Source organism: Vicingus serpentipes, from assembly GCF_007993035.1.
GTDB classification, from domain to species: Bacteria; Bacteroidota; Bacteroidia; order Flavobacteriales_E; family Vicingaceae; genus Vicingus; species Vicingus serpentipes.
This window is the reverse complement of sequence record NZ_VOOS01000005.1, coordinates 61,313-77,483: the sequence shown is the minus strand read 5'-3', so window position 1 is coordinate 77,483 and position 16,171 is coordinate 61,313. Positions and strand designations below refer to the sequence as shown.

Here is a 16,171-nt window from a genome sequence, read left to right as displayed (position 1 = left end):
TTAATCAAAACAAATTAAATTATAATGAGGAATTTACTTCGGTTTTTAACCAAAAATTCATTTATTTTCCTTTTTGTCGTTCTTGAAGTTGTTGCTTTTGGAATGCTTATTCAAAATAATAATTACCAAAATTCGAAGTTTTTTAATTCATCTAATTTTTTGGTAGGAAACCTTTATGCTACCGTAAATAACTTTAATGATTATTTTCATTTAAAAGAAGAAAATCAAGTTTTAGCAGACCAAAATGCAAGATTGCAATCAACAAATGTATCTTCGTTTATGAAAGTTTTTGGACGACTTGTTCAAATTAACGATACAACTTACCTTCAAAATTACGTTTACAGTTCGGCTAAGGTTATTAACAATTCAACCAATAAAAGACAAAATTACATTACCCTAGATAAAGGTGGTATTAATGGGATAAGACCTGAAATGGGTGTGATTTCATCTAAAGGTGTAGTCGGCATTGTAAAAAATGTGTCGGAACATTTTAGTTCAGTAATGTCCGTTTTACACGAAAAAAATAAACTAAGCGCTAAAATAAAAAAATCAGGCTACTTTGGGTCTCTAGTTTGGGGAAATAATGATTACAGAATTGCCGATTTAAAAGATATTCCTAATCATGTAAATTTAGCTATTGGAGATACTATTGTTACAAGTGGTTTTTCTTCAATATTTCCTGAAAATATATTGATAGGTACAGTTAAAGAATTTGATTTGCCAGAAGGGAATAATTTTTACAATATTAAAGTTGAGTTTTCGGAAGATTATAAAAATATTTCACACGTTTATATAGTTAGATCTTTATTGAAAGAAGAAAAAGAATTACTTGAATCAAAAAACCTTGAAGGGGGATGATTAGAGATATAATAAAATATACAATCATTTTTATATTATTGGTTTTAACTCAAGGGTTAATTCTTAATAATATAGGTTTTGGAGGGTATATAAATCCTTATTTATATGTGTTGCTTATTCTGTTACTTCCTTTTGAAATGCCATCATGGTTAGGGTTGTTAATTGCTTTTGTTTTGGGTGTTTCGATAGATGTTTTTACTAGCACACTTGGTATGCATACTTCAGCCACTTTATTTATGGCTTTTACTAGAAAGTATGTTTTAAAATTGATTGAGCCAAGGGGAGGTTATGAGTTTGGTACTGAACCTCAAATTCAATACATGGGGTTGACTTGGTTTTTAATATATTCTGGTATCTTGGTTTTTTTGCATCATATCTTTTTGTTTTTTATAGAATCATTTACTTTTTCACATTTCTTTTCTACTTTAGGAAGAATCCTGATGAGTTCAATTTTTACATTAATTCTAATATTAATTACTCAACTTTTCAGTTATAAATCGGGGAAAAGAAAATGAATAATCTTTCCAATAGAAAATTTACAATTGGTTTGATTTTCCTAGTAATAGGATTTATTTTTTTAATACGATTGTTTAATGTTCAAGTATTAAACGATAAGTATAAGTTAGATTCTGATCACAATGTTTTAAGGGAAATTGTTCAATATCCTGCTCGTGGATTAATATATGATCGTAACGGATTATTATTGGTATATAATGAAGCGGCTTATGATTTAATGGTAATTCCAAAGCAAGTAGAAGAAATGGATACTATTGCTTTTTGTGAACTCTTAGGCGTTTCGAAAGAAAATTTCATTCAGAAATATACTAAAGCAAGGAATTATTCTAGGTACAAGCCATCTGTTTTTGAAAAAGAAATTTCATCAGAGGAATATGCTAAAATTCAAGAAAAACTCTATGAATATCCTGGTTTTTTTGTGCAAACCAGAACGTTAAGAAAATACCCAAGAAAAAGCGCAGCACATATTCTAGGGTATATTGGAGAGGTTAATCAATCAGATATAGAGGGAAATAAATATTATAAATCTGGAGATTATATTGGGAAGAGTGGAATTGAGCTTTCTTATGAAGAATTATTAAGAGGTAAAAGAGGGGTAAAAAGAATTTTAGTTGACGTTCATAATCGCGAAAAAGGGAGTTTTAATGGAGGGTTGTCTGATACAATGGCTGTTACAGGACAAACTATATTTACCACAATAGATGCAGAATTGCAAGAGTATGGTGAGTTATTGATGGGAAATAAAAAAGGAAGTATTGTTGCAATAGAGCCTGAAACAGGTGAAATTTTAGCTCTTGTTTCAGCTCCTGCTTATGATCCTAATAAACTTGTGGGTAGGGATGTGAAAAAAAACTACCCAATTTTATTGAATGATGAAGTTAAGCCTTTGTTTAATAGGGCTTTAATGGCAAGTTATCCACCAGGATCTACTTTTAAAATTATACAAGCTTTAATTGGTATGCAGGAAGGAGTTATTACTGAAAATACCGGATTTCCTTGTATTAAAAGTTATGTTGGTTGTCACAATCACCCAGCAGCAACAAATGTTTCTTCATCTGTTAAAATGTCTTGTAATCCTTATTATTACAGTGTGTTTAAGCGTATATTAATGCAAGGTAAATCGAAGAGTATTTTTAAAGATAGTGAGATAGGATTGGCTAATTGGAATTTAAAAGTGAAAAAATTTGGTCTTGGATTAAGATTACAAACAGATTTACCAGCGATAAAAAGTGGATACATTCCTGATGTTAAATTTTATAATAAGTGGTATGGAGAAGGAAGATGGGCGTTTAGTACAATTTACTCATTAAGTATTGGTCAAGGTGAGATTGGTGTAATTCCTTTACAAATGGCTAATTTATCAGCAATAATTGCGAACAGAGGTTATTATTATACTCCCCATTTAATGAAAGAAGTAAAAGGTCAAGATACTATCCCTTTTATTTTTAAGATTAAAAATGATGTAGGAATAGATGCTAAATATTTTGATCCTATTTTAGATGGTATGCAACGAGTAGTTGAAGAAGCTGGTGGAACAGCAAGAAGAGCAAAAATTGATAGTGTTGAGGTTTGTGGAAAAACAGGCACTGCTCAAAATCCACACGGTGAAGATCATTCTATTTTTATGGCATTTGCACCTAAAAATAACCCTAAAATTGCTATTGCTGTATATATTGAAAATGCAGGATTTGGTGGGACCTGGGCTGCACCAATTGCAAGTTTAATGATGGAAAAATATTTACATGATACTATTGCCGATCCTTTGAAAGAAAAAAGAATTTTAGAAGCTAATTTAATGGACGTTGTACAAAAGAAATGAGAAATCAACGAAACATATTCGCAAATGTAGATTGGCCTACGATATTAATTTATTTAGTGTTAGTTTTTATTGGTTGGATTAATATTTATGCTGCTGTTTACAATGAAGAGCACCATTCTATTTTTGATATTTCTCAACGATATGGAAAGCAACTATTGTGGATAGGTTTAGCACTAGTTGTTGCATTTATTATTCTTTTATTCGAAGGGCAATTTTTCACCTCCTTTGCCTATCCAATTTATGGAGTTATACTCTTGCTGTTAATTGCTGTATTGTTAGTCGGTTCAGATATTAAAGGTGCTCGTTCATGGTTTAAAATTGGGAGTTTTGCAATACAACCTTCTGAATTTGCCAAATTTGCCACAGGATTAGCCCTTGCCAAATATCTTTCAACCCTAAATATTAAAATGCAAGATATTAAAACCAAGGTCATTGCATCCATAATTATTGGAATTCCTGCTGTTTTAATTTTATTGCAAAACGATACTGGTTCTACTTTGGTTTATGCTTCATTTGTTTTTGTGCTTTACAGAGAGGGCTTGTCTGGTAATATTCTTTTAATTGGACTTTATACCGCTTTTCTTTTTGTGCTCTCCTTATTATTAAGGATTAATGATTTCACTTTCTTTGAAAACATCGTTTTAAGTGGTGATGTATTATTGATGCTTGTCTTAACTGCTATTGCTGGAATTATTATTTACAATACTCGAAAAGTGAAGAAAATGTGGTTAGTAGTTTCAACTGCTTTAATACTTTCCGTGGGTTTAATTTATAGTGTCGATTATATTTTCGAAAACGTATTAGAGCCTCATCAATCAAAAAGAATTAATGTATTATTAGGAATTGAATCTGATCCTCATGGAGCAGGTTACAATGTAAATCAATCTCTAATAGCTATTGGATCAGGAGGTTTTTTTGGTAAAGGGTTTTTGGATGGAACACAAACTAAGTTTGACTTCGTACCAGAGCAGTCTACCGATTTTATTTTCTGTACAATTGGAGAAGAGTGGGGCTTTTTTGGGACTTTTATTTTGGTTTGTATTTATCTAGGTTTGTTTTTAAGGTTGCTTTTTTTGGCAGAACGACAACGTTCTATTTTTTCTAGAATTTATGGATATTCTGTTGCCTCAATTCTATTTTTTCACTTCTTAATCAATATAGGAATGACAATTGGGTTAGCTCCCGTTATAGGGATCCCATTACCATTTATTAGTTATGGAGGGTCTTCATTATGGTCATTCACCATCTTACTTTTTATTTTTGTAAAGCTTGACGCCGAACGAATAAATGTTTTGAGGTAAGATTTAAATTATTCCTTCTTTAAGCAAATCATGTAAGTGGATTACGCCAAGGTAGATGTTGTTTTCAGCAACTAGCAATTGAGTAATGTTGTTGTTTTCCATAATGTGTAAAGCTTCAATAGCTAAAGTATCAGGTTTAATGGTTTTTGGAGAGGCACTCATAATATCTTTTGCTGTTAAAGTAGTTATATCTTGGTTTTTCTCTAACATTCTTCTTAAATCGCCGTCGGTAACAACACCGAGTAAGGTTTCGTTTTCAACCACAGCAGTTATTCCTAATCGTTTTGATGATATCTCTATGATTACTTCAGATAATTTTTGGTTAGCAGAAACTTGTGGTTTAGCATTATTAATAAATACATCGGCTACACGTAAATATAATTTTTTCCCTAAAGAACCACCTGGGTGATACTTAGCAAAATCTTTACTGGTAAATCCACGTTGATTTAATAGGCAAACAGCCAAAGCATCTCCCATTGCCATCTGAGCAGTAGTACTGCTAGTAGGGGCTAAATTATTTGGGCAAGCTTCGGTTTCAACGTAAGTATTTAATATATAGTCAGCTTGTTTTCCAAGAACCGATTCTGTATTTCCAGTAATAGCAATTAATTTATTGTTAAAGCTTTTTACTAGAGGAACTAAAACTTTTATTTCTGGAGTATTTCCGCTTTTTGAAATACAAATTACAACGTCGTCTTGTTGAATATTTCCAAGGTCGCCATGAATAGCATCTGCAGCATGCATAAAAATTGATGGAGTACCAGTTGAGTTTAATGTCGCTACAATTTTTTGAGCAACAATTGCACTTTTACCTATTCCAGTAATTACAACCCTACCTTTCGAATTCAAAATTAATTCTACGGCGTTTGTAAAATCATCATCAATAAAAGAAATTAAGTTCTCAATTGATTGAGCTTCAATTTTTAATGCTTCTACAGCATGTTTTTTAATTTCATCAGCTAATGCCATTCATTGAGAGTTTAGAAATAATATTTGGGCTAAATTATGGTGCTTTTTTTAGTAAAAATCTAAATTTAAACCGATTAAATGTTGTATCTTTAATATGCAAATGTAATAAAATACCAAAACAAGTGTCGATACAAACATTAGAAGCTCCAATTACTGATTATTTAAAGAAACATTTTGGTTTCGATAAGTTTAAAGGTGAACAAGAAAAAGTAATCTTAAATTTATTAGAAGGTAATGATACTTTCGTAATAATGCCAACAGGAGGTGGAAAATCTATGTGTTACCAACTCCCAGCATTAATATGTGAAGGGACGGCAATCATCGTCTCACCATTGATTGCTTTAATGAAAAATCAAGTTGATGCTATTCGTGGTATTGCTAGTGAAGATGGTATTGCTCACTTTTATAATTCTTCTTTAAATAAAACAGAAGCAAAAAAAGTTAAAGAAGATGTAACTAATGGTATTACTAAATTATTATATGTTGCACCAGAGTCGTTAACTAAAGAGGAAAATGTTGAGTTTTTAAAAAGTATTAAAATATCTTTTTTTGGAATTGACGAAGCGCATTGTATTTCAGAGTGGGGGCATGATTTTAGGCCAGAATATAGAAGATTAAGGTCGATTATTGAAGCCATAGACAGAGTGCCAATTATAGCATTAACAGCTACAGCCACACCTAAAGTTCAGGAAGATATTCAGAAAAACTTAGGAATGACTGATGCTAAAGTATTTAAAGCATCGTTTAATCGAGACAATTTAATGTATGAGATTAGACCTAAGAAAGATGTTAAAAAAGAAATTATAAAAGCAATTAAACAACACGAAGGACAATGTGGAATTATCTATTGTTTAAGTCGTAAAAAAGTTGAAGAAATTGCTGAACTTTTACAGGTAAATGGAATAAAAGCATTGCCTTATCATGCAGGTTTAGATTCTGCTTCTAGGGCAAAACATCAAGATATGTTTTTAATGGAGGATGTAGATGTAATTGTTGCAACTATTGCCTTTGGAATGGGTATTGATAAACCAGATGTTCGTTTTGTTATACATCATGATATACCAAAAAGTTTAGAAAGCTATTACCAAGAAACAGGTAGGGCTGGTAGAGATGGGGGAGAAGGGCATTGTATTGCTTTTTATAGCTACAAAGACATTGAAAAGTTAGAAAAGTTTTTACATGGGAAACCAGTTGCAGAAATGGAAATAGGAATGCAGCTTATTTTCGAAATGGTTTCTTATGCAGAAACTGCTGTGTGTAGAAGAATTCAACTGTTGCACTATTTTGGTGAGAAATATACTGATACCGATTGTTCTGATAAGGGGATGTGTGATAACTGCGCAAATCCTAAAGAAAAATTAGAAGGTAAGGATGATGTGAAGTTGTTGTTAGAATCTATTTTAGGATTAAATGAAATGTTTAAGGCAAAATATATTGCCAATTTTGTTGCGGGTAAAGGAAGTTCAGATATAAAATCGTTTGGACACGATACACATAAAATGTTTGGCTTAGGAAAACAGAAAGAAGGAGAAGATAAAGACGAAAATTATTGGAATGCCCTAATTAGACAAAGCATTATTGAAGGTTTCATTATTAAAGAAATTGAAAATTATGGTGTTTTAAAAATTAGCAAGAAAGGGAAAGATTTTATTGAATCGCCGCATTCGTTTATGATTGTAAGAGCGCATGATTATAGTGATGTTGACGATGGAGAAAATATAGTGCATCAAAAAGGTGGAGGGGCTGCAGATGAAGTGTTGTTTAAGATTTTAAAAGACTTAAGAAAATCAATCGCTAAAGAAAAAGGATTTCCTCCTTATGTTCTTTTTCAAGACCCTTCTTTAGAAGATATGGCAACTCGATATCCAATTACAATGGAAGAGATGACAGCCATTTCTGGTGTTGGACAAGGAAAAGCAGAAAAATTTGGTCATGAATTTATTGAGGTTATTGCGAAATATGTAGAAGACAATGATATTGAGAGACCATTAGATATGGTGGTAAAATCTGTTGTCAATAAATCAGGATTAAAAGTTTTTGTTGTGCAGAGTATTGACCGAAAAATGCCTTTAGAAGATATTGCCGCTGCAAAAGGAATTGAGATGGATGATGTGTTGAGTGAAATGGAAATGATTGTTCAATCAGGTACAAAAGTAAATATCAATTATTATTTAGATGATTTGATAGATGAAGCTGACCAAGAAGAAGTTTTTGAATACTTTATGGAAGCTGAAACAGATGATATAGAAGAAGCTTTAGATGAATTTGAAGATTCCTTCTCTGAAGAAGAAATGCGTATGTTGCGTATTAAGTTTATGTCAGAGGTTGCAAATTAGTTACTCAAACTTACTTTCCTCTTTCATCAATGCTTCAATTTCTTCAATTTTACGAGGAGCTTTAGCAGATAAAGTAATCGGTTCGCCTTCAGTTATTAAAATGTCATCCTCAATTCTTACACCAATGTTCCACCATTTTGGGTCACAATCACTGCCTTCAGCAATATAAATTCCAGGCTCTACAGTAATTACGTTTCCTTTTTCTAAAGGAGTGTAAAGTCCAGCATCGTGCACATCCAATCCTAAATAGTGAGAAGTGCCGTGCATAAAATATTCTCTAACCTTGTAGGCTTTGTCAATTATTCCTAGCTCCATTAATTTTGTAGAAATAATTTCTGTTGCAGCATTATGTGGGTCCCAAAACTTGTTGCCAGCTTTACATTGTGTAATTCCCGCTTGTTGAGCTTCATAAACAATATTGTAAATAATTTTTTCTTCTTCAGAGAAAATACCATCTGTTGGTAGTGTTCTGGTAACATCAGCGGTGTATCCATGGTATTCAGCTCCAATATCGCTTACCAACATATCATTTCCATTAAGTGGTTTTCGGTTTGAAGTGTAATGTAGAATACAAGAGTTTTCACCACCACCTAATATTGAAGGGAAACCAGGGTATTCAGCTCCATTTTTTTTGAAAACATATTCAACAATAGCTTCTGATTGATATTCTGTCATATTCGGTTTTAATGCTTTCATTAATTCAATTTGAGCATCACAAGTCATTTCTATTGCTTTTTTTAGCAATATAATTTCTTCGTCAGATTTTATTTGACGCAATTGAGCCATCATGTATTTTAAATCTTGATCGTCAATTTTAGCATTAGATTTTTCTGTTTTTAATTTAAAAGAACCGATAAGATTATAGAGATCGTCTTTTTGGTCTAAATTTTTTACATCTTCGGGTAATTCAGTAATTAAAATCTTATCAAATGAGTCTAATTCTGTTTCAAATGAACTAAACTCTTCGCCAGTGAAGGCAATATTTATTCCTAGAAATTTTGTGGCCCCTTCTACTCCTTGTCTTTTTCCTGTCCATACTTCATCACTCGCATCTCTTTTTTGTAAAAACAAAAGTTCATCAGTTTTTGTTCCGTTCCCAAATTGTTGAGGCTCTTTAAAAATTAAAAGTACAGCATGTGGTTCTCTTAATCCGCTTAGATAATAAAAGTTAGGATCTTGATGATATTCATAATCTACATCATTAGAACGGTTACGTATTGGGTTTGCAAAAAATACAGCAACAGAGTTTGCAGGCATTAATTGTCTTAAAGCATTTCTATTTTTTGAGAAAAAACTAGGAGTTAATAAATCAGTATCGTAGTCTAGGTTTATTAATTCAGGAACTGTTTGAATAGCAAGTGTGTTTTCTTGAGCTTTACTGATAAAAGTAAGTAAGAAACAAAGGGATATAAAAATTAATTTTTTAACCATGATTTATTGCAAAAAAAAAACGTTGCTACTAATGTAACAACGTTTATACCAATAATAAAATTATTGTAATATTTTATAAAAATCCTTTAGCTTTAGCTTCTTTCATAGTAGCAGTAATACCATTTTTATCAATAGTTCTTAATGCTGCATTAGAAACTTTAAGTGTAATCCACTTATCTTCTTCTGGAATAAAGAATTTTTTAGTTTGTAAGTTTGGGTAAAATTTTCTTTTTGTTCTTCTCTTAGAGTGAGATACATTATTACCTGTAATTACTTTCTTTCCTGTTATTTGACAAACTTTTGACATATCTTATCTCTTTAAATTTTGAGGAGTGCAAATTACGTAAAATTTATTTTAATATTCAAACAAATAATTGTGAATAATTTTCACTCTTTTTTTGAATGAGAAATTTCTCTCTGCAAACATAAGATAAAATACTTATAATTTACCTTGTTATTCTCTTGAATAAAAGGCTTAAAATAAGTAGCTTCGCAGTCGAATTACGGAACATTATTTTCACTATAAAAACAGCAAAAAATGGCAGAAAAATCAAAAATATTTTACACTAAAACTGATGAGGCTCCAGCTTTAGCAACATACTCATTCCTTCCAATCGTAAAGGCTTTTACTGCTTCTTCTGATATAGAGGTTGAAACGAAAGATATTTCATTGGCGGCAAGAATTCTAGCAAATTTTGCTGATGTTTTACCTGCTAACCAACAGGTAAACGATGCTTTAGCTGAGTTAGGAGCTTTAGCAAAAACTCCAGAAGCAAACATTATTAAGTTACCAAATATTTCTGCTTCTGTTCCTCAATTAACTGAAGCAATAAAAGAATTACAAGCAAAAGGTTATGCTATTCCTGATTATCCAGGTGATGATGCTACTAAAGCAAAATATGCAAAAGTGTTAGGTTCTGCTGTTAATCCTGTTTTACGAGAGGGAAACTCTGATAGAAGAGCTCCAAAAGCAGTAAAAAATTATGCGAAACAACATCCACATTCTATGGGTGCTTGGAGTGCTGATTCTAAAACGCATGTGGCAAGTATGAGTGCTAATGATTTTTATGGAAGTGAAAAATCGTTAACTATTGCCAATGCTACAGATGTAAAAATTGAGTTTGTTGGCAATGATGGAAATACAAAAACATTAAAAGCATCAACTCCGCTTTTAGCAGGAGAAATAATTGATTGTTCAGCAATGAGTTTAAGTTCTTTAAAAACATTTGTTGCTAAAGAAATAGAAGATGCTAAAGCTAAAGGTGTTTTGTTTTCAGTTCATATGAAGGCGACCATGATGAAAGTATCTGATCCAATTATTTTTGGAGCAATAGTAGAAGTTTTTTACAAAGAGATATTTGAACAATATACTGATTTGTTTGCTGAATTAGGCGTGAATACAAATAATGGTTTGGGTGATGTTTATACAAAAATTACTGGTCATGCTAAAGAAGCTGAGGTAAAGGCTGCAATTGATGAATTGTATAAATTTAAACCAGCTGTGGCAATGGTAAACTCTGATAAAGGAATTACAAATTTACATGTGCCAAGTGATGTAATTATTGATGCAAGTATGCCTGCGATGATTCGTACTTCAGGTCAAATGTGGAATGCAGCTGGACAGCAACAAGATACAAAAGCAATAATTCCAGACAGATGTTATGCTGGTATATATCAATCAACTATTGATTTCTGTAAAAAGAATGGAGCTTTTGACCCAACAACAATGGGAACAGTTCCTAATGTTGGTTTAATGGCTCAAAAAGCAGAAGAGTACGGTTCTCACGATAAAACATTCCAAATGGAGGCCGATGGATCGGTTAAGGTAATTGACTCAAATGGGACGGTATTAATGGAGCAGAAAGTAGAAGCTGGAGATATTTTTAGAATGTGCCAGGTAAAAGATGCTCCAATTCAAGATTGGGTAAAATTAGCTGTTAGTAGAGCTAGAGCAACTGGAGTGCCTGCTGTTTTTTGGTTAGATGAAAACAGAGCTCATGATAGAGAGATTATTAAAAAGGTAAATACATATTTGCCAAATCATGATATATCAGGATTAGAAATTTTAATTAAAAACCCTGATGAAGCAACTACTTTCACTTTAGCAAGAGTGAAAGCCGGACAAGATACCATTTCGGTAACTGGAAATGTTTTAAGAGATTACCTAACAGATTTATTTCCAATTTTAGAATTAGGAACATCCGCAAAAATGTTGTCAATTGTTCCGTTAATGAATGGCGGAGGGTTGTTTGAAACAGGTGCTGGAGGTTCTGCACCAAAACATGTTCAACAATTTATTGAAGAAGGTTATTTACGTTGGGATTCTTTGGGTGAATTTTTAGCTTTAGCAGTTTCGTTAGAGCATGTTGCTATAACAAGAAACAATCCTAAGGCACAAGTTTTAGCAGATGCTTTAGATGCAGCAACTGAAAAGTTTTTAGAAAATGATAAATCACCAGCTCGTAAAATTGGACAAATCGACAATAGAGGTTCTCATTTTTACTTAGCAATGTATTGGGCAGAAGCTTTAGCTGCTCAAAATAATAATGCTGAATTAAAAGCAGAATTTACTCCAATTGCTGATGCATTAAGAACTAATGAAGTAGCTATTAATCAAGAATTAATTGGAGCTCAAGGTAAATCTCAGAACATTAATGGTTATTACTTTGCAGATGAAGATTTAGTTGCAAAAGCTATGCAGCCTAGTGTTACTTTAAACAATATATTAGCACCTTTAAGTGTTGCTTAATAGATTTTAATAAATTGAATTAAAAGGCTATGCAATTTGTATAGCCTTTTTTTTTATACTTACTTTTGGAAAGCTTTAGGGGTGTCATAAGACTGAGATTATACCCTTTTGACCTGATGTTGGTAATTCAGCCGAAGGGAAAAGTTTCTGAGCAAGTTGATTCTTTCTTGTTGATTCCTAAAGTTGATCTTAATTTAAAACTGAAGAATGAAAACAACTGTAGAGATTAGTAACTATCCATTAAATGCAGATTACGAACCACCTATTTTAGATTTTATATGTAGAGTTAAGGCAAACGAAAACATTACTGTAAAAACAAATGCAACAAGCACTCATATTGTTGGAGATTACGATGAGGTAATGAATATTATTCAAAAAGAAATAAAAGATTCTTTTGAAAAATATGGTAAAGCAATTTTTGTAATGAAAGTGTTGAATGGAGCTTTGGATATCTAATAATATTGCTTTATTAATAGAAATTTTAGCCGTTATTTTTGGTGTGCTTTACACTGTTTTGATGGCAAAGAATAAAATTTCTTGTTGGATTTTTGGAATTATTGGTTCGCTTCTAAGTGTCTATTTATTTTTAGTTTATGCCAAGCTATATGCTGAAGCCTTACTGTCTGTTTATTATGTGTTTGCTGGAGTTTATGGTTGGATGGTTTGGAAAAAACAAGAAGTTATAGAAGAAGTTTATCAACGAAAAATAATGACACATGTTAAGCTTGTAAGTGTTGGTATAGTGCTTTCTTTTTTAATGTATTTTGGATTAGTTTATTTTTTTAAAGAAGCTCAAAAACCATTAATTGATTCCTTTACTACCATTTTTAGTTTTATTGCAACATACTTAATGGCTAAAAAATGGATAGAAAATTGGTTTTATTGGATTGTGATAGATGGTGTTTCTGTTTACCTTTATTTTACACGTGATTTAAATATTTATGCTCTATTAATGTTGGTTTACACCATTATTGTTGTTTATGGATATTTTGAATGGAAGAAATTAAAAGTAATTAAAGTTGGCTAAGCAATTCGTAATAACAGGTCCAGAATCTACTGGAAAATCGACATTAACAAAAATGCTAGCTCAAGAATACAATACCTCTTGGGTAAAGGAATATGCTCGTGAATATCTAAATAAATTAGGAGAAGATTACACTTTTGAAGATGTAATTGAAATGGCTAAAATTCAATTAAAAAGTGAAAAGGAAGCTATCTTGAAAAATGAATTGTTGTTTTTGGACACTGACTTAACGGTTTTTTATGTTTGGATTAAAGAAAAATACAATAAAGAAGTGGATTGGATTAATGAACACTTAGATCAGCCTCATAATAAAATTTATTTGTTGTGTGATATTGATATTCCTTGGGAAGAAGACCCCTTAAGAGAGCATCCAAGTATAGAAGATAGAAAACGATTATTCGGAAATTATGTTGAGCTACTAGGAAAACACAAATTATCATATTATATTATTTCTGGAGATGTTAATGCACGATTAAAAAAAGCAAAAGAAATAATAGAGAGTTCAATATAAATTCTACTTTTGCATCATCTCATGGGGTGCCTTACTTTTCAGGCTGAGATTATACCCATTCTTTCTATGTAATTAGAAAGAAAAACCTGATCCAGATAATGCTGGCGTAGGTAAATTAAAAATATATTATTAACATAACGAATGTGTTACCCCACATCGTTCGTCAAAAATTATTTAAATAATGAAAAAGTTATTTTTTTTGGCGTTAGCAACTGGCTTATCAGTCAATTGTTTTTCACAGTTCACAATTTCAGGAACAATTAAAGATTCGTTGTCGAATCCTGTGCCTGGTGCAACAGTTCGAATTTCAGAAACCTTTAAAGGGATTTTTTCTGATAACAATGGTTTTTATGAGTTAAAAAATCTCGCTGAAGGGGATTATAAGCTTGAAGTTAGTTTTGTTGGCTACTCTACTCAAACTTTTGTGATTAAAGGATTAAACAAAGATGTAGAGGTAAATTTTGATTTAAAAAATTCATCTCAAAATTTAGATCAAGTAGTTGTTTCGGCAACAAGAGTTGGTGAAAATTCACCTATTGCTCATACTAACATCTCCGGAAAAGAGTTGGAGAAAAATAATTTAGGGCAAGATATTCCATTCTTACTTCAAAATTCTGTATCAATGGTTTCTACAAGTGATGCTGGAGCAGGAGTTGGTTATACTGGTTTTAGATTAAGAGGCTCAGATGCCACTCGAATTAATGTAACGATAAATGGAATTCCAGTAAATGATGCAGAATCACAAGGAGTTTATTGGGTGAACATGCCAGATTTAGCTTCTTCTACTGAAAATATTCAAATACAAAGAGGAGTTGGTTCTTCTACAAATGGAGCTGGTGCTTTTGGAGGTTCTGTAAACTTGCAAACAACAACATTAAAAGAGAAAGCTTATAGTGAGTTGTCAACTTCTTATGGCTCATTTAATACCCAAAAGTATACAGCTAAAGTAGGTACAGGATTAATTAATGGACATTGGGCTTTTGATGGGAGAGCATCTTACATAAAGTCTGATGGTTATATTGATAGAGCAACTTCTGATTTAAAGAGTTATTATTTTTCAGGAGGTTATTATGGTAAAAAGACAGCTATAAAAGCAATCTATTTTGCAGGAAAAGAAAAAACTTACCAATCATGGTGGGGAACACCAGAAAGCAGAATAACTGGCAATAAAGAGGACATGGAAGCTCATGCATTAAATAATGGATTAGACTCTTCACAAACACACAATTTATTAAATGCTGGAAGAACATATAATTATTATGAATATGAAAATGAAATAGATAACTATGCTCAAGATCATTTTCAATTACATTTCTCCCATCAGTTTAATGCTAAATTTTCAGCTAATGCAGCATTGCATTATACTTATGGGAGAGGATATTATGAGCAATTCAGGCAGGGAGATGATTTTGCTGATTATAATTTACCTGATTTAGTAATTGGGAGCGATATTATTACTTCTACTAATCTAATTAGAAGAAGGTGGTTGGATAACGATTTTTATGGAGCTACTTATAATTTAAAATATACTTCAACTAAATTGGCAATAACCTTGGGTGGAGGAAATAACGTTTATGAAGGTGGTCACTTTGGAGAGTTAGTTTGGATGGAATACGCTAATGGATCAAACATCAGAGATCGTTATTATGATAATACAGGTGAGAAAAAAGATTTTAATTCTTTTTTAAAAGCAGATTATTTAGTTGGTGAAAAACTGACTGTTTTTGCTGATATGCAGGTAAGAAGAGTTGAGTATTCAACAAAAGGAATTGACAACAATCAAAATGTTTTAGCAATCGATACTACTTTTATTTTCTTTAATCCTAAAGGTGGGTTGAGTTATCAATTGAGTGATAAGGTTAGAACTTATGCTTCTGTAAGTGTTGGTAATCATGAGCCAGTGCGTAATGATTTTATTGACAATCCTGCCAATAAACAACCAAAACATGAAATGATGATTGATTATGAATTAGGAGTTGATGTGAAATTGAAAAAAGTATTGATTCAAGGAAATTTCTATTATATGGATTATACTAATCAGTTGATATTGACTGGAGAACTAAATGATGTTGGGTCATCAATTCGAGCAAACGTTGACAAAAGTTATCGTGCAGGTTTTGAGTTGAATACAAGCGTGTTATTAAGTAAACGAGTATCAGTAAATTTAAATACAACTATTTCACAAAATAAAATTGCTGATTTTACAGAAGTTCTTTACGATTATACAAATGGTTATGATGTGATTGAAAATAAATATAACAACACTGATATTGCTTTTTCTCCAAATGTTATTAGTGCAGCTTCGATGGTTTATAATCCTTTAAAATCATTAAGCTTAATGCTTCAAGGGAAGTATGTTGGAGAACAATTTTTAGATAATACATCAAACAGCAAAAGACAAATAGACGCTTATTATACATTAGATGCTGGTTTGTCTTATACTTTATTCCCTAAAAAATTAAAAGAGGTTTCGTTTAGCATATTAGCAAACAACATATTAAACAATTTATATAGTAGTAATGGGTACACCTACAGTTATATTTATGGGGAGACTATTACTGAAAACTTTTTTTACCCTCAAGCAGGCTCTAATTTTTTAGCAGGTATAACGGTTAAATTTTAAAATAATTTATAGTTAAAAAAAGCTCCCATTTGGG

The 16,171-nt window shown here is 31.7% G+C and carries 13 protein-coding genes and 1 riboswitch; of the genes, 10 read left to right on the top strand and 3 right to left on the bottom strand.

The genetic code is table 11. From position 1 onward, the window contains the following. The first annotated feature begins 24 nt into the window (after nt 1-24). The 4 genes from mreC to rodA are packed head-to-tail and all read left to right on the top strand — an operon-like array spanning nt 25 to nt 4,494. On the top strand, nt 25-858 hold the full coding sequence (gene mreC / locus FRY74_RS10800; protein ID WP_147101442.1) for a rod shape-determining protein MreC: 834 nt from the start codon (nt 25-27) through the stop codon (nt 856-858). Continuing rightward, on the top strand, nt 855-1,373 hold the full coding sequence (locus tag FRY74_RS10795) for a rod shape-determining protein MreD (protein ID WP_147101438.1): 519 nt from the start codon (nt 855-857) through the stop codon (nt 1,371-1,373). Before mreC ends, FRY74_RS10795 begins: the two co-directional genes overlap by 4 nt. Then, complete coding sequence (mrdA, locus tag FRY74_RS10790) at nt 1,370-3,193, top strand: penicillin-binding protein 2 (protein ID WP_147101435.1); 1,824 nt, start codon at nt 1,370-1,372, stop codon at nt 3,191-3,193. The genes FRY74_RS10795 and mrdA overlap by 4 nt, the downstream gene beginning before the upstream one ends. Further along, nucleotides 3,190-4,494: a rod shape-determining protein RodA gene (gene rodA / locus FRY74_RS10785; RefSeq protein ID WP_147101433.1), complete on the top strand. Its 1,305-nt coding sequence runs from the start codon at nt 3,190-3,192 to the stop codon at nt 4,492-4,494. Before mrdA ends, rodA begins: the two co-directional genes overlap by 4 nt. A 3-nt stretch (nt 4,495-4,497) precedes the next feature. Here the strand turns inward: rodA and FRY74_RS10780 are convergent, their stop codons facing one another. Beyond that, nucleotides 4,498-5,463, bottom strand: a complete 966-nt coding sequence (locus tag FRY74_RS10780) for a KpsF/GutQ family sugar-phosphate isomerase (protein WP_147101431.1) — start codon at nt 5,461-5,463, stop codon at nt 4,498-4,500. A gap of 128 nt (nt 5,464-5,591) precedes the next feature. Here FRY74_RS10780 and recQ point away from each other — a divergent pair, with 128 nt between their 5' ends. Next, nucleotides 5,592-7,799, top strand: coding sequence for a DNA helicase RecQ (gene recQ, locus FRY74_RS10775; RefSeq protein ID WP_394344902.1), 2,208 nt, complete (start codon nt 5,592-5,594; stop codon nt 7,797-7,799). Here recQ and FRY74_RS10770 read toward each other — a convergent pair whose 3' ends face one another. Further along, the gene (locus tag FRY74_RS10770) at nt 7,800-9,230 is read right to left on the bottom strand and encodes an aminopeptidase P N-terminal domain-containing protein (protein ID WP_147101425.1); all 1,431 of its coding nucleotides are present in this window, start codon (nt 9,228-9,230) and stop codon (nt 7,800-7,802) included. Between the two features lie 73 nt (nt 9,231-9,303). Further along, on the bottom strand, nt 9,304-9,537 hold the full coding sequence (gene rpmB / locus FRY74_RS10765; protein ID WP_147101421.1) for a 50S ribosomal protein L28: 234 nt from the start codon (nt 9,535-9,537) through the stop codon (nt 9,304-9,306). 231 nt (nt 9,538-9,768) lie between these two features. Between rpmB and FRY74_RS10760 the strand changes: the two genes are divergently transcribed. The 5 genes from FRY74_RS10760 (at nt 9,769) to FRY74_RS10740 (ending at nt 16,137) form a co-directional block, all read left to right on the top strand. After that, entirely contained in the window at nt 9,769-11,979 is a 2,211-nt protein-coding gene (locus tag FRY74_RS10760) for an NADP-dependent isocitrate dehydrogenase (protein ID WP_147101419.1), read from the top strand. Between the two features lie 67 nt (nt 11,980-12,046). Continuing rightward, nucleotides 12,047-12,136, top strand: a riboswitch (TPP riboswitch). 50 nt (nt 12,137-12,186) lie between these two features. Further along, nucleotides 12,187-12,435 (top strand): hypothetical protein, encoded by a 249-nt coding sequence (locus FRY74_RS10755; protein WP_147101416.1) that lies wholly within the window; start codon nt 12,187-12,189, stop codon nt 12,433-12,435. Next, on the top strand, nt 12,416-13,006 hold the full coding sequence (gene pnuC, locus FRY74_RS10750) for a nicotinamide riboside transporter PnuC (protein WP_147101413.1): 591 nt from the start codon (nt 12,416-12,418) through the stop codon (nt 13,004-13,006). Before FRY74_RS10755 ends, pnuC begins: the two co-directional genes overlap by 20 nt. Continuing rightward, on the top strand, nt 12,999-13,514 hold the full coding sequence (locus FRY74_RS10745; RefSeq protein ID WP_147101410.1) for an AAA family ATPase: 516 nt from the start codon (nt 12,999-13,001) through the stop codon (nt 13,512-13,514). The genes pnuC and FRY74_RS10745 overlap by 8 nt, the downstream gene beginning before the upstream one ends. Before the next feature lie 181 nt (nt 13,515-13,695). Beyond that, entirely contained in the window at nt 13,696-16,137 is a 2,442-nt protein-coding gene (locus FRY74_RS10740; protein WP_147101408.1) for a TonB-dependent receptor, read from the top strand. Nucleotides 16,138-16,171 lie beyond the last annotated feature (34 nt).